Genomic DNA, 19,108 nt, shown 5'->3' with positions numbered 1-19,108 from the left:
CTATTTAGATAGTCGACCCCGCTATTTTATACTAGAGGCTATACTCTAAAGAGTATGAGCTCGATTACTTGGATTGATTTGTCTTTTCCTTGCTATACTTGTTGTAAGCTTGCGCCAAAATCACCCCACTCTCTGAAAGATGCTCCAAATAAAGGTCATAGGTTTTTCCGAACTCTGCTACGGTAGCATCGTAAGATTCTATAGTAATCCAGAGTAAATCTTTATCTACGATAGAGCACTTGATACAGCGATTGTCTCGATTAGTCTCATTCATAGCTTTTAGCATCGCAACTTGGTCTGTATCCTCGTCCATTCCTAAATAATAGGTAAACTGCACATAAAAAGGAGCCTCATCATCTACAACTATAACAAAATAAGTGCTTCCCTCCTTCTTAAATTCAATGTCTCCATCCTCATCAATAGATGGGACATATCCCTCCAGCTTCAGAAAATTCGCAATGGAATCCCTAAATGCCACATTGTCAGCCGAACGCTGTATAGGTGGCTCCTGAGCAAAGCAGCTCAATGCTGACAGAGCAAAGGCAACGAATAAAATAAACTTCTTGTACATAAACACGTAATTAAATGTTGATAAATCTATCGCAAAGGTAATAAAAAAAGAAATTGAGTGTATTAGGCCAACGACCTATTAACAGATGGATAGAAAGAAGCAACGCCTCTCATTGTATAATTGAGAAATTTAGATTACCTTTGCAGAGCAATTAAGGATACGAGCCCGGATGGTGGAATCGGTAGACACGAAGGACTTAAACTCCTTTGGCCAGCAATGGCTGTGCGGGTTCAAGTCCCGCTTCGGGTACAAGATATGCACTTGCGGTAGTAGCTCAGTTGGTAGAGCATTGGCTTCCCAAGCCAAAGGTCACGAGTTCGAACCTCGCCTACCGCTCTAAAGTAAATAAGAGAGTTGGATATACAATTTATCCAACTCTCTTATTTTTCACACACAAGCAGCCCACTCCACTAATAAGAGGGTATTTAATATAGACTCACAAAACACCCCAATATTTCCTTCGTAGTAGGAGGCTAAAAGTTGAGTTGCAACTAACCAATTGACGAGATGCAACTAAGCAAACGGCGAGATGCAACTAAGTAATTGCTTAGTTGCATCTCAATTTTTGCTCAGATAAGGGCACTGAATATCAGAGGGTTATAAAACGCTCTACCCGATTGTTGTTTCAAGTATCCCCTACCTCACGACCCTTTGTGGGTCGGACAAATATATACCATAGACAAGAGGGCTGAGCACCTTCGTACAACTCTATAAAAAAAATAGCCTCATCAGCATCAGGAAGATACCGATGAGGCGACCTAAAACTTTAGTGCCACGAGTGGCTCAATGTGTGATTGGGATGGGATTCGAACCCATGACCGATAGCTTAGAAGGCTATTGCTCTATCCAGCTGAGCTACCCAACCAATCCATCTATTTAACCTAGATTGCTTCGAAAGAAGCTTTATAAAATAGTCGGGATGACTGGATTCGAACCAGCGACCCCACGCCCCCCAGACGTGTACTCTAAACCGGACTGAGCTACATCCCGAACTTTTACTGTGTGCAAAGATAACACAATAATTGCTATTTGCCACGAATTTGCAATAAGAAATTACTGTTTACTAAGGCAAAGAGGCAATAATTAGGGTAGAAACTCCTTGAGATGCTGATAAAGATGAGCCGTAGGCAGCCCCATTACATTGTGGTAGGAGCCTTGAATCTCCTTAACTCCAATCAACCCTATCCAATCCTGAATGCCATAAGCCCCAGCTTTATCCAAGACCTCATACCGAGTTACATAGTAGCTAATCTCCTCTTTGGTCAAATGGTCGAAGAGTATATCGCTCGTCACGCTCGCTTTGAACTGTCGATCAGACATTGTAAGGCAATAACCTGTAATTACCTGATGCCACTTTCCAGACAATCTATTGAGATAGGTGACCGCCTCGTCGAGGCTGTGGGGTTTCTCAAGAATCTGCCCCTCCAAGACCACTACTGTATCTGCTGTAATCAGTAGATCATTGGGGTGTAATTGAGGGAGTAAGAACTCAGCCTTGCGACTTGCCAATACCAATGGCACTTCATGCGGGTCCTGCACTTCAATGTGATCCTCTGGTGCGTGGCTAGGGCGCACCTCAAAGGTGAGCCCCAGCTGTTTTAGTAGTTCTACCCTGCGAGGAGATTGGGAGCCAAGAATGATATGGAGCCCTCTTAACCTTGCTTCTAGTGGATGTGCCACTTTTCCATCATTTGTCATATTTACCAACCAAATGCATGTTCGTCATTAAGCCACAGTCCTTTCATTTTTAGCACCTCTTCGATCACAGCACGTGCTACCCCTTCGCCTCCATTAATAGGAACAATGTGGCTAGCAATTGCTTTGGTCTCTGGTGAAGCGTCCTTAGGAGCCACCGAAAAACCACAAGCTTTCATCACTGGAATGTCGGGGATGTCATCACCACAAAATAGGCATTCAGATGCTTTAAGACCAGTCTTCTGCAAGAAGTCATTAAGAGCATCGATTTTAAGACCAGCCCCCATATAGATATGCTGGATGCCCAGCCCTTTGTATCGCTTCGGCACACTATCGGAATAACCTCCGGAGATGATCCCGAGCACAAGTCCTTGCCTACAGGCTTCTCGTATCGCATAACCATCTCGTACATTGACAGTTCGCTCTGGCACCCCCTCGCTATTGATATGGGTGGTGACTCTCGAGAGCACCCCATCGACATCAAATAAAACTCCTTTGATATGGTTTAGATCCGTTGGAAAAGAACTCATATTTAAGTAAATCAATGATTCATAATTGACTTAGTCAGCACCTCATAGATCTCACGTGATTGACCTTGAAGAAGTGCCAAATGGCGATCGATAGTCCGATAGTCGTGCCGGATAGCTGGCCCTGTTTGTACCTCCTTGGGCGAAGCTGATAACGCTTTATTTAAGGTCTCCTTGACTAAAGGACCCAGCAACTGAAAGTCTAGTCCAATATCGTGTAACACTTCATCGGAAATGGAGTAGAGATGATTAACGAAATTGCACGCAAAGACAGAGGCTAAATGCAGCTTCACTCTCTCCTTACTAGATAGATAATGTACTTGTCTGCTGCATAACGCATTCGTGATTTTGCCGATGACCTCTTGACATTTCTGGGTATTGGCTTCTGGGAAAATAGGGATCTCGGAAATCACCAGCTCTCTATTTTCAGAGAAGGTCTGCATCGGATAGAGTACTCCTCGATTCTTGATGGGCGTCAAGGCATCTATTGAAGTTCCGCCTGAGGTATGCAACACTACACCGTTATAATCACTAGGGAAATGACTTGCTACTTCACCAATCGCATCATCTTTGACTGCAATCAAGACAAAATCAACTGGCAAGGTCGCTAGCTGATCAATGGAGTCAACAGTTTCGGCACCTATCTTCTGTGCCAATGCGGTCGCGTGTGACTTGGTAGGGCTGTATAGTGCCGAGCAAGTTACCCCACCCTTCACTAACGCTTCCGCCAAGTGAGTAGCCACTCTGCCGCTACCCACTAAGGCGAAATTAAAGCTCTCTTTCCTCATACCTTCCTACGAAAAGACGCTCCCACTCCACCTCTCGTTCACGTGGCTTAAGCATATCGGCTTTTGCCACCTCCCCTATGCCTATAATGCAGAGTACTTTATAGCTATCGGGCAAATCTAGCTTGTACTTGATATACTCCTCGGCAGTAGCTCCTTTGGGCGAAGGGCTGTCCTCTATATGGCACCAGCAAGAGCCAAGGTCGTGATCAGTCACTGCTAGCTGAATAAAGGAGGCAGCTATAGCACAATCCGAATAAGGGCGCTTGCTCTTATTGCTATCGCTACACACCACAATGGCAACTGGAGCACCAGACAAAAACTGGCTCCCGCGCTCTCGGCATTCACTAAAGTCTTTGAGCAGCTGCTTATCCTCAACCACAAAGAATCGAGTGCTTCTGCTATTCTTAGATGTAGGTGCCCTTAGCCCCGCCTCCAATATATCCTTTAGCACTTCCGAATCGACAGGTTGGTTGGCATACTCGCGTACGCTCCTTCTCTTTCGAGATAAAAAAGTCAAATGTGAAAACATATTCCTTATATCATTAATGATTAACGCTCATAAAAAAGCAATTGTCTAGTCATTCATCGCCAACTCCAATAGTACTCTATCGGCGAAGTCCCAGCCCTTATCAGTAAGGGCAAAGCGATCGCCCCATTGCTTTAGGAGTTCTTCATCCACTAGCCTGAAAAGTGACTTTTCTGGAATAGCAAAGTTCTTTTTCTCCATCTCTGCAATAGATATTCCCTCAGCTGTTCGTAAGCGTGTTAGGAGATACTCTTCATACTCCATCTCTGGGGTAATATACTCAATCTCACGGGATAAAAAACCTGCACCTGTAAGCAATTGATCAGTATATAGTGGCAAGGAACTAGCATTCCACGAGCGCCAAGGAGCTACATAACTATGAGCGGAAGGACCTAATCCGATATAGGGCACCCCACTCCAATAGTTGCTATTGTGCCTAGAACGAAAAGAGGGTTTTGCGAAGTTGGATATCTCGTAGTGCTGATAGCCCGCCTCGGTTAGCACCTGCCTCACAGTATGTGCCATCTCTATAGAAACCTCCTCACTCAGCTCGTTGATTTCTCCCTTTCTACGCATCTCATAAAGTGGAGTTCCCTCCTCATAGATAAGATCATAAGTAGAAATATGCTCTGGAGAAAGTGAGACCAATTGGTCTAAATCCTCCCCTAGCTCTTTGAGCTCCTCAGTAGGAATGCTGTATATTAAGTCAAGAGAGATATTATTTACTCCGGCTTGACGTAGGCTCTCAAAGAGACCAATGATCTCCTGATGGCTATGCCGGCGACCTAGCTTTTGAAGCAACCGATCGTGGAAAGACTGAGCCCCGATACTAAAACGATTGACACCATAGGAGAGCAGATGCTCAATATCTACCTTTCCAACGTCACCAGGGTTACACTCAAATGATATCTCAGCCGATGGTGAAACGTTGTAATGTCTTCGCAATACTCCTACTATCTCTCCGATATAATGGTGTGGCAATAAAGAAGGGGTTCCACCGCCAAAGTAGATGGTCTCAATGTCCATTCCTCCGAGCTCATAAGCTCGCTTTTGTGCCTCAATCTTTAACGCCTTTACATAGCGAACGACCTCACGGCTGTTGGCCACAGAGTAAAAATCACAGTACAGGCACTTTTTCTGACAAAAAGGAACGTGAACATAAATACCAGCCATAGTCGCACTATATGTGATCCTTCACATCGTCAAGCGTTACCAATTTATTCATTATGGCATAAATTGTGAGACCAGAAGGGCTATGAATATTGAGTTTGCGTGCTATATTGCGCCGATGGGTAATGATCGTATGGGTAGAGAGGAAAAACTTCTCGGCTATCTCCTTATTAGTAAGCCCCTTCACCACTGCTACCACTACCTCTTGCTCCCTAGGTGTCAGCACCATCTCCTCTGCATTGCTTCCATCCACCTCTAGTACACTCTCAAGCATATTAGAGACTTCATTCCCCCCATCAGTTGAGAGGATTTTTCCATCAAAATTCTTTGAGAGCTCTGCTTCAGCCAATGTGGTACAATAAGATACGATCCTCAGCTCATCATTTCCAAGTGCTTCCTTCAAGATAGGCACCATTGGATCAGAAACCACGTCGGGAGATACAATCAGCAAGTCAGGCAACACCTCCTTACAACTCTCTAGTAGCGTATAGGGATCTGCTAGCATATTTAACCCCAAATGGAAGGTCGTCTGCCTTTGGAGCAAATGCTCAATATAATGTGCACGCCCAGCATCCCCCACAGCCACCAATACCGAATATCTCATATACAGAATGCTCTAATTTAGCTTGTCTTCCTCCATTTCTCTTACACAAGGAATGAGGATATGATCTTCCACATCATTATGAATATGAAGCTCCTCACTACAGGTAAAGAGATCATGAAGCACATTATTTACCTTGAAGTCCATCTCCATCGGATAGTACTTAATAAATATATTCTTAAGCTCCAGCATTTTTAGCTCCACTTGGTCGTGGCGCTTCTCAAAAGTTCGGATAGAATACTCTAGGTCATTAGCTCCCTCCAGAAGTGACTCAACGTATGGGAAAACCACCTCATCCTCATACTTCATATGCTGAAACACTTCCTTTTCATAATTATCAAAGTACTTCTGAATCACAAACCTTATATCCTCAGGGGCCTGCTCAATAGCTTCCAACATATTTCTTCGGATCTCAGGAAGCCTGAAATCAAGGAAGTAGCTGTGGCTATTTCTAAGGAAACGAATTAGTAGAGGTATTGATAGTTTTTTGTACAACCCTTTCTGCCCTACCCCCTCATCAAAGAGAATAAAATGGACCACGAAAAGGAAAGTATCCACATCAACACCATGTTCATCACAAATCTCTTTGATCGTCCGCTCACCGACTCCCAATGGGATATCAAATCTATAGATAAGTAGCAGGATATTATAGTGTTCACTCACCAAATCCGCCATCTTACTGTGCGAGGAATAATGTCTATTCTTCATGTGTTATTCTTATCTCCCTTGTCATTAATAATAACTACCTACCTTGTTACCTTCACCATCAAAGCCTACAATAAAGCAATCTTTATACTTCCGTCTCAAATCACGCTGATAGCCTTTTGCCTCATCTAGACTTGTGGTATCATAAAAGGTGTACTTGTAATACTTACCCTCCTTAGTTACTTTTACTACATCCCTATATGAGCCGAAATAACTTGGTTTTAGCTTTCTTGTATCTGCCATTACCTGTACTCGATAATGTATTTCTCCGGCAACGGCCTTACCATCGGATTTGGTCATTACTGACTGCGAGGCAACCTCGGGTGCATTCTCAGCCACTACCTCCTTACCCTTGGTGCTTCCGCCTCCACGACCAGATATCTTAGCTTCGTAGTCGACTACTGCCTGTGCGATACTTTGGGCTAGTTTTCTCGACCCATTCTTCGACAACATATACTCTTCATCAGAAGGATTAGAGATAAAGCCAAGCTCCACCAGCACACTAGGCATAGCGACTTCCCTCAGCACCAAAAAACCAGCTTGTTTCACTCCGCGGTTACCTAACCCCCCATTGACCATACCACCTTGTATCAACTCTGCTAAGTTGATACTAGAGGAGAGATGCTTATTTTGAATAAAGTTGAATATGATATAGCTTTCCGATTCATTAGGGTCAAAACCTTTATAGATAGCTCCATGGTCTTTCTCATAGAGGATCACAGAGTTCTCCTTCATTGCCACATCAAGGTTATCTTGAGTTCGGTGCAATCCAAGCACATAAGTCTCGGAGCCATGAGGACGAGAAGTTTTATGCGAATTGGCATGAACGGATACAAATAAGTCTGCTTTCTTCTTATTGGCAAAGTCTGCTCGCTGCTGGAGACCAATAAATCGGTCATCCTTTCGAGTGTAATAGACCACGATATTGGGGTTTAGTACATTGATACGCTCACCCACCTTTAGAGCTACGTCTAGGACTATGTTTTTCTCCTTTGAGCGTTTACCCACGGCCCCGCTATCCTTACCACCATGACCGGCATCAACAACAACCACAAAACGCCCTTTGCCATCTCTAGCTTGGCTCATCGTGCCTAGAGAGGGCAGAGAAAGCAAAACGAGCAAAATCAAAGCTCTATAAAATATCCTCATACCTAGCGAAACCGAATCATACTTACTTATCACTGCGAAATTAACTAATTCTACGGATATCTCCAAATATGAGTATCTCCAAATTCCATACAATGTTAAGACATTATAGGCATTTCTCATTGAGACACACCCAATAATTGTTATGGGAGAAAGCGATTATCTTGGTAGTATTGGATATTCTTTGTAAATTTGCCATCGCACTCAAATGAGTACAACAATTAATGGATTACTAACAACATTTACAGGAGTTTATGATTATTGTAGAAGTAAAACAAGGCGAGAACATCGAGAGAGCACTGAAGAGATTCAAGAGAAAGTTTGACCGCACTGGTACAATGCGTCAGCTTCGCACTCGTCGGGAGTTCCAAAAGCCATCGGCAGTAAAGCGCCGCAAGATGGAAAAGGCTCGCTACGTGCAGCAACTTCGCCAGATGGAGGATTAGTCTGAATACTACCACTCATAGGTGGATGCTAGACGACGAAGTTAGAAGAAGAATAATAATAAATCATTTTCACCAAGGAGGTGTTGTTTAATAAATAAAGGGATGACTAAAGCTCACTGAGCAGTAGTCATCCTCTTTTTATCATATAATAGTGATGCTAAAAACATACAAGGAGGTACTCACTCAGATGAATGAAGCAGGTAAAGCTGGTGTACCATTTTTATTCGTTCTAGACTATGAAAAGAGTGAAGGAGCCATAGTGACCAATCCACAGGAGCAGAGCGAGGTGCTTTTTAAGGTCGGGATCGTCTCAAACTTCAAGGCGCAACCCATCAAAAATGCTAACGAACACATCACCAGACAGCCTGAAAGCCTAGATCAGTATGGCCAACGCTTCAAAGTCATTCAGCAAGGAATGAAGGAGGGGCGCTCGGTTCTTGCCAACCTCACCGTATGCACTCCCATATCCACTCCCCTTACCCTAAAGGAAATCCTATACACCACCAGTGCTAAATACCAGATCTATCTGCCCGAGGCTCGCTTTGTCTGCTTCTCTCCAGAGAGATTTGTACGAGTAACTAACGAAGGCATCATTTCCACAGATCCGATGAAAGGGACTATCACTAGCGATGTCCCAGGGGCTCCAGAAGTCATACTCAATGACTACAAAGAGACCTCAGAGCACTGTGCCGTAGTAGACCTCTTAAGAAAGGACCTTTCTACCGTAGCGACTAATATTGAAGTCTCTCAATTCAGATATTTCACAGAAATCAAAGCTCCGGAGCACACAATCTTCCAAGTTAGCTCGGAGATCAAAGGGCAACTCCCCACGGATTGGACATCACATATAGGAGATATTTTTGACCACCTTCTTCCAGCAGGTTCAATCCTTGGGGCTCCTCGTGAAAGTACTCGCACGCTCATCTCAGAGGCCGAAGGAAGCCACACAAGGGGCTATTACTGTGGCGTCTTTGGCTACTTCGATGGCAAAGAGCTAGACTCCTCCGTTCTTATTCGCTTTATCAGGGAAGATAAAGAGGGTCAAAAGTATTACCACTCAGGTGGCGGAATCACCATTAATAGTATACTAGATCACGAGTACCAAGAGGTGATAGACAAAATCTACCTACCACTTCACTGAATATGGAACCTCTCTTAGAGACCTTTTGCTTAGAGAATAAACAACTTTTCCACCTCAAATACCATCAAGATAGAGTGAGATGGTCAACTGGTCAAGAGATAGATATATCGCTCTTTACAGAAGCGATAAAATCGAATCCCTCTTATACTCTTGCTCAGAAAGGAAAGTGGAGGGTAAGCGTCACCTATTCGCCCAGTAGCATACTTTCCATACGCTTTGTGCCCTACCAAGTGCCAGAAATAGGATTACTGAAGCCCACCACAATCAAAGAGAACTTTTACTCATACAAATGGGCTGATCGCTCTCAATTTGAAAGCATCAAAAAGGAGCTTCCTCGTGGCACAGAGCCTCTGTTCATCTTGGACGGCTTGGTTACCGACACCTCATTCACGAATGTAGTACTCGAGAAAAATGGGCAATTATTCACGCCCAAAAGCTACCTACTTAAAGGGACTAAAAGGTGCTGCCTTTTGGATAAAGGGATAATACACGAGTGCGATATAACGCTTGAAGATTTAAGACATTATGATACCATACACCTTGTCAATGCAATGCTCTCACCCCACCAACTGACACTCCCCATTGAAGCAGTGCTCTAGTAGGGAGAAACTAATTCAGCAATATTCCATAAAAGAACGTAGCGGAGTAAGAACACTTACCCCGCTACGTTCAATTTGAAAAGTTACAGCCTATATACAGTATATAGGTGGTACTAAGTCAATGGTGATCAATCATTGTTGTTGTGGCGATTGTGGTTGCGATTACCACGGTTTGGTCGGTCGCCATTATTGCGAGGGCGATCATTGCGTGGACGCTCTGGACGCTCTACATATCCCTCAGGCTTTTCAATAGCAGCCTTACGAGATAGACGGAACTTGCCAGTCTTAGGATCCACTTCAAGAAGAACCACATTGATCTTCTGTCCTTCCGCTACACCAGTCTCCTCAATGGTCTCAAACCTACGCCAATCCCACTCAGAGATATGGAGAAGTCCCTCTTTGCCAGGCAAGAACTCTACGAATGCACCGTAAGGCATCACACTCTTAACGGTTCCCTCGTACACCTTACCTACCTCAGGAATTACCACAATGGCATTGATCATCTCGAGTGCCTTATCAATTGGCTCCTTACCAGCAGCAGCCACCTCGATAATACCTTCGTTCTCTACCTCCTCAATATTTACAGAGGCACCACTCTCCTCTTGGATACTCTGAATAATCTTACCACCAGGGCCAATCACTGCACCAATAAACTCCTTAGGAATGCGCATCGTAACGATTCGTGGCGTCTGTGGCTTAAAGTCGGCACGAGGCGCAGGAAGAGTCTCCTCAATCTTGCCAAGAATATGGAGGCGTCCCTCCTTAGCTTGTGCAAGAGCTCTCTCTAGGATTTCGTAGCTAAGTCCATCTACCTTGATATCCATCTGGGTAGCAGTGATTCCATCCCGAGTACCAGTCACTTTGAAGTCCATATCACCGAGGTGGTCCTCATCGCCCAAGATATCTGAAAGGATCGCGTAATTCTGTCCTTTATTCTCAGAAATCAGTCCCATGGCGATACCGCTCACTGGCTTTTTGATCTGCACACCAGCATCCATCAATGCTAGAGTACCAGCACAAACGGTAGCCATTGAAGAAGATCCATTACTCTCCAATATATCACTCACGATACGCACTACATAAGGATAATCCTCAGGGATCATAGACTTAAGTGCTCGCTGAGCCAAGTTGCCATGACCAATCTCACGACGTCCTACTCCACGCTGTGGCTTAGCCTCACCAGTAGAGAAGGGAGGGAAGTTGTAGTGCAATAGGAAACGATCCTTACCATGATTAAGCACATCATCTACTAGCTTCTCATCGCTCTTGGTACCAAGGGTCACCGTTGCTAGTGCTTGAGTCTCACCACGTGTAAAGATAGAGGAACCGTGAGGTGCTGGCAATGGGCTTACCTCGCACCAGATTGGGCGAATGGTCTTGGTATCACGACCATCAAGGCGCTTTCCTTCGTCCAAAATCATCCGACGCATCGCCTCCTTCTCCACATCGTGGTAGTAGCGATCAATCATCGGGCTCTTCTCCTCTAGCTCCTCCTCAGTATATTGAGCCTTAAACTCCTCCACAATATTAGCAAAGGCATCTGTACGCTCGTGCTTTGATGTACCTGAGGTAGCTACTGCATATGCCTTATCATAGCATACATCGTGTACCTTTTGACGAAGATCCTCATCATTCACCTCGTGGCAATAGGTACGCTTTTCCACAGTGCCGCACTCCTCCATTAGCTCCAACTGTACCTGGCATTGCTTCTTGATAGCTTCGTGAGCTACCTTAATAGCTTCAAGCATATCCGACTCCTGTACCTCCTTCATCTCGCCCTCTACCATCATGATATTATCCATTGAGGCCGCTACCATCAGGTCCAAATCGGCACGCTCTAGTTGCTCCTTGGTTGGATTTACTAGATACTCACCATCCAATCTAATCACTCTTACCTCAGAGATAGGACCGTGGAAAGGCACTGTACTTACAGCAAGTGCCGCAGAAGCTGCCAGCCCAGCCAATTGATCTGGGAGCTCGTTTTCATCACCACTATATAGAGTGATATTAACAAAAACCTCTGCATGATAATCATCAGGGAAAAGTGGTCGCAGTGCCCTATCAACTAGTCGACAAATCAAAATCTCGTAGTCCGAAGCCCTACCCTCTCTACGGGTAAAGCCACCTGGGAAACGACCCACGGCTGAAAACTTCTCTTTGTACTCTACCTGTAAAGGCATAAAATCCACACCAGGATTAGCATCCTGTGCAGCAGTAACTGTTGCCAACAATACGGTGTTGCCCATGCGAACAGTCACAGCACCATCGGCCTGCTTAGCTAGCTTGCCAGTCTCAATTGTAATGGTGCTTCCATCACCCATTGTGATGGTCTTAGTGATTACATTCATGATAAAAAATTCTATATAAAAACAGCTTAATTCTCAGTTAACTAATGGTTAGGAGAGCAGTTTCCTAACAATCTGGGAGATCAACTTGCCATCTGCCGAAGCGCCTAGCTCCTTTGTAGCCACTCCCATCACCTGTCCCATCCCCTTGATATCCGTGACACCAAGCTTAGAGATCATCTCTTTCACCTTTTCAGTGATCTCCTCTTCCGACAATTGTGCAGGGAGAAAACTCCTATATACCTCTGCCTCCGCTTCCTCTGCTTCGGCAAGGTCTAGGCGGTCAGCATCGCGATAGAGACTTGCACTCTCCTCACGTTGCTTCACTAGCTTTGCAATAATTTTCAGTGCGTGATCATCATCCAACTCACCAGCAGCTCCTTTGGCAGTCATTGCCTCTAGAAACTCCTTCTTAATACCGCGAAGTGCTTCCAATCTCACCTTATCACGGCTCAGCATCGCCTGCTTTATTCCCTCATTTACTTGCTCTAAAAGTGCCATATCTATTATTATTTAATCGTCTCCAAAAGTTATTGTTCTTCCAATTGAATTACCACTTGTCTCAACAGAGTCACGGCTGGAAAAGCTAGAGTGATTTACAGAAACCGTAGGCTGACTATTCCAAGACTGCATAGGTCGCTCTTCAATAAATTGCTTGATAGTATCTAGTTGCTCCTTAGACCGTGTAAGTGTAGGCCTTTGGTTGACCAAAGAGATGAACCCATTATTCGTCATCAATTCCTCTGTAAATACCACCGTTTCATACTCCTTATAGCTATTTCCTTGAGCCAATTCACTACCGTAGTAGTCGCTAATCTTGGTATCCTCCTCCTCTTTTGTTGCCTTCGGACGCTCGTCGCTGTATTCATCAGCAAACATCACGCTGTCGTCAAATCCTGAGGCTAGAAGCACAAAACCGAGGTCGTCCTCCATACCATCGTCCTCCCGAGGCGACATGCCCCAAATGAAGTCAAAGGAGCCCTTGATCTTGGCCGTCATATCCCTCAACTTCTCACTCATACGAGTGGTTGGCTCATGCTCGGGCTTATAAATAACCTGCACCAGCAGACGGGTAGCTAGATTGAAGTTGGAAGTATTCAACAATGGCGAAGACAACGCCCGCTCCATCGCCTTTTCCAAACCTTCCTCGCCACTTGCAAAGCCACGAGTGATGATGGAGACTCCACCCGATTGAAGCGTCCGCTTCACATCGTTAAAGTCCAGATTCACACCACTAGGTATAGTGATCAGCTCCGAGATTGAGCGCGTACTGGTGGTCAGCGTTTCGTCGGCCTTCCTAAAAGCTTCAGAAATCTTCAGGTCGGGATAGATCTTATTCAGTAGCTCATTATTAACGACCAAAATAGCGTCCACATTCTTCTTCAGCTCCTCCACCCCATCAATTGCCTGAAGAATCTTCGTTCTCCCTTCAAATAGGAAAGGAATGGTCACAATCCCCACCGTCAGAATCCCCATATCCTTAGCGATACGAGCAATTACAGGGGCAGCACCTGTACCAGTACCACCGCCCATACCAGCAGTGATAAAGACCATTTCTGTGCCATCATTCAGTGCTTCACGCACCTCCGCCTCACTCTCCTCGGCAGCTTCCTGAGCTAGCCGTGGGTTATTTCCGGCACCCAGACCCTTTGTCGTTTTAGTACCAAGGCAAATAGTCTGTGGCACATCACATACATTGAGATGCTGTCGGTCGGTATTACACAGAAGGAATGAGACGTGGCTCACATTCTGATTATACATATAATTGACCGCATTGCCACCACCACCTCCTACACCAATCACCTTAATGATTGTTGGCTGATCGTTTATCTCCTTCTTAATAGGCAATATATTCCTCTCCATAACCTCCATCATTAATCCTCGTCATCCGAAAAGTTAGAGTCGTCATCAGACATCGCAAAAAGGTCCTTCAGCCTTCCCATAAATGAGCTTTTACTGCTCTTCTCCTTTTTAGGCTTAGGTGTACGCTCTCTTCGTGGCTTCACTCTTGGTGCTGGGTCTGCTTGAGGCTTCAGATCCTCTTCGTCAAAAGGCAATACCCCCGGCTGAGACATTATATCAGCTTCACCCTCCACAATATGAATTGCTTGCTCCTCATGCTGTTCTTCGTGCTGTTCCACCACACTAGGCTCCTCCTCAGTCCTAGCCACATCCACATTTGCCGCATAAAGCATCGCATACAAGCTGTGGAATTCAGGGTTAGCGGTCAGCTCCTGGTTACCACCATCAGAGAAGAATGCAGGGCTCACCTGCTTCACACTCAGCTCCCCACCAAACTTATCCTTGAGATACTCAGGCAAACCAGCTAGCTTCGACGCCCCGCCAGTAATCACCATTCCCCCAGGCACCTTATAGTCACCTTCAGAGCCCTTAGCACGAGCAATAATTGCCTTGATATTATCCACTATCTCGTGGGTACGTGCCTCAATATATTGGTTCACATTGTAGCGAGAAACACGCTTATCCGTCCGCATATCGGGAGCTTTCACGATCAGCTCCTCCTTGTCGCTCGTATCTAGAGACAATGAAGCGTGAGCTATCTTTACCCTCTCCGCCTCTTCAGGGCTAATATCTAGATCCGTAAGGTCATAAGTGATTTGATTACCACCCATTGGGATCACCCTCAATGACTCTAGCACGCCATGATTAAAGTAGGCCACTGTGGTAGTCTCCGCACCGAAGTCCACCAATGCCGAACCTATTCTCTTTTGCTCGGGCGTCAGGACACGCTTACTGAGCTCCACGACTCCAACTAAATAAGGCTCTACCTCAAGATCTAATTTGTGAGCCAAGACCTCCTCCACATTATCCGTCACCATACGATCAGTGACCACCGTCTGGATACTCACCTGTAGCTTCATCGCCTTCACCCCCACTGGGCGAAGCACCGAACTCCCATTGACAGAAAAGCGAGCAAAGTCGGCATTCAAGAAAAACTTACCATCCGGCTCTTCAATCTTTCCCCATAGACGCTCAATATCGGCCTGAGTGATCTCATGAGGGGCATCATACTCCTCCACCTGCTTTATCAGTAGGCTATGTAGCCCCTGCCCCGAAATACTCGCATATAGGTGATCTATCTCTATACCTAGATCAGCCTCGGCACGTGATAAAAGTTTGCGCACCTTTTCCGACGTTTCGGATAAGTTAAATACTACGCCCCTCTGCACGGCACCCTCCGATGGCTCACTATCCAGATAGACCGTCCTAAAGAGCTCATCACCAGGGGCCATCTTCTCTGCCACCGCTAGATTTATGGCACTACTACCAAAGTCTAGGATAGCCACATTTATCTTATCTTCTCTGTGCTCTCTCATCAATATAATATTTGCTTCATTTATGGTTGCCAAGAGCTAAAAAACTCCCTAGCACACTAATTCCCACAAACTTACCAAATTCTATCTTACCCACCTACCCTTTTGAGAAAATATTACCGTCTTTTACGCTTATGCCGAGTGACCCGAAGAGGCTGTTTATGGTATTGAAAAGCATTCAAAGCCTCCTGCACCTCTTCCGACTCACCACGAGCCACCTCAAAAGTGGCATTTCTGTCAAAAATAGTAATCTTCCCCACCGGCACCTTTCTACCCGTGCAATACTCAATCATCTCAATCAGCTTATTGGGATAGAGTTTATTTCGCTTTCCCACATTGATTTGAAGTAAATCCATCCCCTCCGAGGTTCTCTCCTCCTCTTCGCGGGAAGCCTTTCGTTTTTTGGAGCTTTTCTTCTCCGTCTCAGGGATCTCCTCCACCGCGGCTGCATTCTTGTAGTAATCCAGCATTCGCTGAATCTCTAGATAAATAAGCCGTTGTATCAATTCGTCGCTATCTAGCCATGAGAGCCGATTCACCACACTATCCATATAAGGGGCAATCGCATCCAGATCAGGCACCGTATGCTCCATACGATGCACCAGCTGCAATAGTTGTTTCTCACAGATCATCTCGGCCGTTGGGAGCATTGCACGCTCGATAGTGATGCCACTCTCCTTTTCGATTCGCCTAATCTGCCCTCGCTCCCTGGCATGGCAAATAGCGATCGAAATTCCCTTCTTTCCCGCTCTCGCGGTTCGACCGCTTCTGTGCGTGTAGCTCTCCACATCGGCAGGCAGACCGAAGTGGATCACGTGCGATAGATTATCCACATCGAGCCCTCGTGCTGCCACATCGGTTGCCACAAGGAGCTGGATCGTTCCATTCCGGAAGCGTCCCATCACATTATCTCTCTGTGCTTGGCTTAGCTCTCCATGGAGAGCATCGGCGCTATACCCATCAGCGATCAATTGCGCTGCCACCTCTTGAGTACTACGCCTCGTTTTACAGAAAATAATGCCATAGATATTGGGGTAATAGTCGGCAATACGCTTCAGCGCCAAATAGCGGTCGTTAGCACTCACTACATAGTAAATATGCTGAATGTTACGATTGATCCGCTGTTTATTTCCTACCGAAACCTCAGTGGGCTCTTGCATAAACTTTCGCACAATAGATCGGATCTCCTGAGGCATTGTGGCAGAAAAAAGGAGCAGATGACGCTCCTCAGGGATATGCGAAAGAATCTCCTCAATATCATCGATAAAGCCCATATTGAGCATCTCATCGGCCTCATCCAGCACCACATCTTTGATTTCATTGAGTGCGATAGCCCCTCTACGGATCAAGTCCAAAAGCCGTCCAGGTGTCGCTACCACCACCTGTGTGCCCCTCCGTATATGCTGTATCTGCTCCTCAATAGATGCCCCACCATAGACCGCCACGATACTAAAGTCGTCCATATGGATAGCATAGCTAGCCATATCCCTCGTGATCTGCATACAGAGCTCACGAGTAGGGGCGATGATCAATGCCTGCGGACGCTTCAGGGCAGTCGTGATATTCTGGATAATGGGCAAACCAAAAGCAGCTGTCTTGCCACTCCCCGTCTGAGCCAATGCCATAATATCCTTCCGCTCCCCTAGAAGCAAAGGGATCACCGCCTCTTGTATCGGCGTAGGAGTCTGAAAGCCCATCTTCTCGATCGCTTTCAGTAGGGGCTTGGCGAGCCCTAGTTCTTCAAAAGTCATAAATAATGATTAGTTGATACTGCTTGACCCCTCCCCTTCAGGCTTCCTCTCACTATTGGGTCGAGGAACAAAAGTTCTAGCGGTCTTCTCTCGTTTCCGCATACGCACTTCTCCAGCTGGAGATGCACTTTCTTCGCTTCTGGTGCGTGATTGGTTACGAGGTCTCGACTTAGAAGCCACCTTGCGGTCACCAAAATCACGTGCGCCACCAGTCCGTCGCTCACGTTCACCATAGCCACCCTCACGCTCGTTTCTATCTCCACTGCCAGCACGTTGCCTACGATTTTTCATTCTAAAAGCTCGCTGCTCCTGCTTCATCGCTTCACGCTGTTGGTAGTACTTTTCCCGCTCCTCACGTGAGGGGAGTAGTCCCTGCTGACGAAGCTCCTCCAGGTGCTCATCACGCTTTCCTTCAAAGAGCTCATACCCTCTCAGCTCACACTCTATCATACCATTGTAGAGCTTTTCTCGCTGAAAGTGCTTCAATCCGATTGCATTAAAGCCCTCCTCCAAACTGCCACTGATGATCCAGGCCTTCCAACCCGAGAATACATGCTTCAGCGTACTCCCGATAGAGCTATATAGCTTCTCCAAGTCCATCGGCTTCAGGCGCTCGCCATAAGGCGGGTTCATCACCAGAATCCCCTCACCTCCAGGTCTATTCTCCTCCGAATACTCCTCAAAGGGCTTCACCTCTAGCTCCACATACCGACTAATACCAGTATTCTTCACATTGGCACGAGTGATCGCAATCGCCTTCGGATGGATATCCGAGCCATAGAGCTTGTGATCAAAAGGCTGCTCCTCCCAATCCTCCAGCACCTCACTCAGCAGGTCGGCATCAAAGTCCATCCATCGCTCAAAGGCATAACTCTGGCGGAAAATACCAGGCGGAATGCCTAGCGCGATCAAGGCTGCTTCAGTAATAAAAGTACCGCTACCACACATCGGATCCAAGAAGTTGCACTGACCGTGCCAACCGATCTTCAGCAAAATACCTGCCGCCAACACTTCACTTAGAGGGGCCTCATTCTGACCCACCCTGTAGCCACGCTTGTGTAGGCTCTCCCCACTCGAATCAAGAGCTAGCGTCACCACACTATCGGCAATATGGATATGAAAAAGCAGGTCTGGATCCACCACCGACACATTCGGCCTACGACCACCACGATCGGTAAAGTAGTCGGCAATCGCATCCTTGGCACGATACGCCACAAACTTACTATGGGTAAACTGCTCCGAGTAGACCACCGTATCAATCGCGAAGGTGCTCCGTGGCGTCAGATAACGATCCCACTCAATATGCTCATATAGATACTCATACACCTCATCGGGGCTATGAGCTTCAAACTGTGCCACCGGCACCAATACCTTTAGCGCCGTCCGAAGGTGGATATTGGCCCGGTAGAGCATCCGTCGGTCACCCCTAAAGGCCACCATCCTACGCCCCGGTACCACCTCATTAGCCCCAAGCTCACGAAGCTCCTCCGCCAATACATCCTCCAACCCATACAGCGTCTTGGCTAGCAGATCCATCTCACCTTCCTCACGCTCTCGACCCTCCCATTTCAATTCTTGCTCCATCGCCAACTTACTAGATCTCGCTACTTTCACTCTTAAATTTACATTCAACACGCAAAGGTAACTATAATCAGCCAAAGTCAGTGAAAGTAAACCAATACACAAAGGGGTTACGCATTAGGAAGTTCACGCCGTATGATTTTTAGCGGGGTGTCTATGAGTAAGGACCTCCGCGAGGAGG

The 19,108-nt window shown here is 46.1% G+C and carries 18 protein-coding genes and 4 tRNA genes; 5 read left to right on the top strand and 17 right to left on the bottom strand.

Annotated elements, in window-relative coordinates; all coding sequences use genetic code 11:
- Positions 1–64: 64 nt before the first annotated feature.
- Complete coding sequence (locus QVO39_RS06175) at positions 65–571, bottom strand: YbjN domain-containing protein (RefSeq protein ID WP_021903458.1); 507 nt, start codon at positions 569–571, stop codon at positions 65–67.
- Between the two features lie 163 nt (positions 572–734).
- On the opposite strand from QVO39_RS06175, the gene QVO39_RS06170 reads away from it, so the two are divergent.
- Both QVO39_RS06170 and QVO39_RS06165 read left to right on the top strand, forming a co-directional pair.
- A tRNA-Leu gene (locus QVO39_RS06170) sits at positions 735–820 on the top strand.
- Between the two features lie 14 nt (positions 821–834).
- A tRNA-Gly gene (locus tag QVO39_RS06165) sits at positions 835–907 on the top strand.
- A 455-nt stretch (positions 908–1,362) separates the two neighbouring features.
- On the opposite strand, the gene QVO39_RS06160 is transcribed toward QVO39_RS06165, so the two are convergent.
- The 10 genes from QVO39_RS06160 to QVO39_RS06115 form a co-directional block, all read right to left on the bottom strand.
- Positions 1,363–1,436 (bottom strand) — tRNA-Arg (locus QVO39_RS06160).
- Positions 1,437–1,485: 49 nt separating this feature from the next.
- Positions 1,486–1,561 (bottom strand) — tRNA-Pro (locus QVO39_RS06155).
- Positions 1,562–1,654: 93 nt separating this feature from the next.
- Positions 1,655–2,269 carry a Maf family nucleotide pyrophosphatase gene (locus QVO39_RS06150; protein ID WP_021903457.1) on the bottom strand — a complete coding sequence of 205 codons (615 nt, stop codon included), beginning with the start codon at positions 2,267–2,269 and terminating at the stop codon, positions 1,655–1,657.
- A 2-nt stretch (positions 2,270–2,271) separates the two neighbouring features.
- The gene (locus QVO39_RS06145) at positions 2,272–2,796 is read right to left on the bottom strand and encodes a KdsC family phosphatase (RefSeq protein ID WP_018028127.1); all 525 of its coding nucleotides are present in this window, start codon (positions 2,794–2,796) and stop codon (positions 2,272–2,274) included.
- 11 nt (positions 2,797–2,807) lie between these two features.
- Entirely contained in the window at positions 2,808–3,581 is a 774-nt protein-coding gene (locus tag QVO39_RS06140; RefSeq protein WP_021903456.1) for a Rossmann-like and DUF2520 domain-containing protein, read from the bottom strand.
- Positions 3,562–4,110 (bottom strand): nitroreductase family protein, encoded by a 549-nt coding sequence (locus tag QVO39_RS06135; protein ID WP_018028125.1) that lies wholly within the window; start codon positions 4,108–4,110, stop codon positions 3,562–3,564. Before QVO39_RS06135 ends, QVO39_RS06140 begins: the two co-directional genes overlap by 20 nt.
- 45 nt (positions 4,111–4,155) lie before the next feature.
- Positions 4,156–5,280, bottom strand: a complete 1,125-nt coding sequence (hemW, locus tag QVO39_RS06130; RefSeq protein WP_021903455.1) for a radical SAM family heme chaperone HemW — start codon at positions 5,278–5,280, stop codon at positions 4,156–4,158.
- Positions 5,281–5,287: 7 nt separating this feature from the next.
- Positions 5,288–5,881, bottom strand: a complete 594-nt coding sequence (locus QVO39_RS06125) for a response regulator transcription factor (protein ID WP_021903454.1) — start codon at positions 5,879–5,881, stop codon at positions 5,288–5,290.
- Positions 5,882–5,893: 12 nt separating this feature from the next.
- Positions 5,894–6,586 (bottom strand): hemerythrin domain-containing protein, encoded by a 693-nt coding sequence (locus QVO39_RS06120; RefSeq protein ID WP_021903453.1) that lies wholly within the window; start codon positions 6,584–6,586, stop codon positions 5,894–5,896.
- Between the two features lie 24 nt (positions 6,587–6,610).
- On the bottom strand, positions 6,611–7,732 hold the full coding sequence (locus tag QVO39_RS06115; protein ID WP_288171851.1) for an N-acetylmuramoyl-L-alanine amidase family protein: 1,122 nt from the start codon (positions 7,730–7,732) through the stop codon (positions 6,611–6,613).
- A gap of 251 nt (positions 7,733–7,983) precedes the next feature.
- On the opposite strand from QVO39_RS06115, the gene rpsU reads away from it, so the two are divergent.
- The 3 genes from rpsU to QVO39_RS06100 all read left to right on the top strand — a co-directional run bounded on the left by rpsU (position 7,984) and on the right by QVO39_RS06100 (position 9,915).
- Positions 7,984–8,175 (top strand): 30S ribosomal protein S21, encoded by a 192-nt coding sequence (gene rpsU, locus QVO39_RS06110; RefSeq protein WP_018028120.1) that lies wholly within the window; start codon positions 7,984–7,986, stop codon positions 8,173–8,175.
- Between the two features lie 154 nt (positions 8,176–8,329).
- The gene (locus QVO39_RS06105; RefSeq protein ID WP_021903451.1) at positions 8,330–9,316 is read left to right on the top strand and encodes an aminodeoxychorismate synthase component I; all 987 of its coding nucleotides are present in this window, start codon (positions 8,330–8,332) and stop codon (positions 9,314–9,316) included.
- Positions 9,317–9,390: 74 nt separating this feature from the next.
- Positions 9,391–9,915: an aminotransferase class IV gene (locus tag QVO39_RS06100; RefSeq protein ID WP_502685065.1), complete on the top strand. Its 525-nt coding sequence runs from the start codon at positions 9,391–9,393 to the stop codon at positions 9,913–9,915.
- Positions 9,916–10,043: 128 nt separating this feature from the next.
- Here the strand turns inward: QVO39_RS06100 and pnp are convergent, their stop codons facing one another.
- From pnp to QVO39_RS06070, 6 genes are all read right to left on the bottom strand, one after another.
- A complete protein-coding gene (gene pnp / locus QVO39_RS06095) occupies positions 10,044–12,266 on the bottom strand; it encodes a polyribonucleotide nucleotidyltransferase (protein ID WP_288171858.1) in 2,223 nt (740 codons plus the stop codon).
- A gap of 45 nt (positions 12,267–12,311) precedes the next feature.
- Positions 12,312–12,761 (bottom strand): GatB/YqeY domain-containing protein, encoded by a 450-nt coding sequence (locus QVO39_RS06090; RefSeq protein WP_021903448.1) that lies wholly within the window; start codon positions 12,759–12,761, stop codon positions 12,312–12,314.
- Positions 12,762–12,773: 12 nt separating this feature from the next.
- The gene (gene ftsZ / locus QVO39_RS06085) at positions 12,774–14,123 is read right to left on the bottom strand and encodes a cell division protein FtsZ (RefSeq protein WP_021903447.1); all 1,350 of its coding nucleotides are present in this window, start codon (positions 14,121–14,123) and stop codon (positions 12,774–12,776) included.
- 11 nt (positions 14,124–14,134) lie between these two features.
- Positions 14,135–15,598, bottom strand: coding sequence for a cell division protein FtsA (ftsA, locus tag QVO39_RS06080; protein ID WP_021903446.1), 1,464 nt, complete (start codon positions 15,596–15,598; stop codon positions 14,135–14,137).
- Between the two features lie 113 nt (positions 15,599–15,711).
- Positions 15,712–17,346 (bottom strand): DEAD/DEAH box helicase, encoded by a 1,635-nt coding sequence (locus tag QVO39_RS06075; RefSeq protein WP_021903445.1) that lies wholly within the window; start codon positions 17,344–17,346, stop codon positions 15,712–15,714.
- 9 nt (positions 17,347–17,355) lie between these two features.
- Positions 17,356–18,960 carry a THUMP domain-containing class I SAM-dependent RNA methyltransferase gene (locus QVO39_RS06070; protein ID WP_288171846.1) on the bottom strand — a complete coding sequence of 535 codons (1,605 nt, stop codon included), beginning with the start codon at positions 18,958–18,960 and terminating at the stop codon, positions 17,356–17,358.
- Between the last annotated feature and the right edge of the window lie 148 nt (positions 18,961–19,108).

Origin of the sequence: Porphyromonas sp. CAG:1061 (genome assembly GCF_000435035.1) — a bacterium.
Classification (GTDB): Bacteria; Bacteroidota; Bacteroidia; order Bacteroidales; family Porphyromonadaceae; genus Porphyromonas_A; species Porphyromonas_A somerae.
Note: the sequence above shows the minus strand (reverse complement) of the source record. Positions and strands in the feature narration are given on the sequence as shown.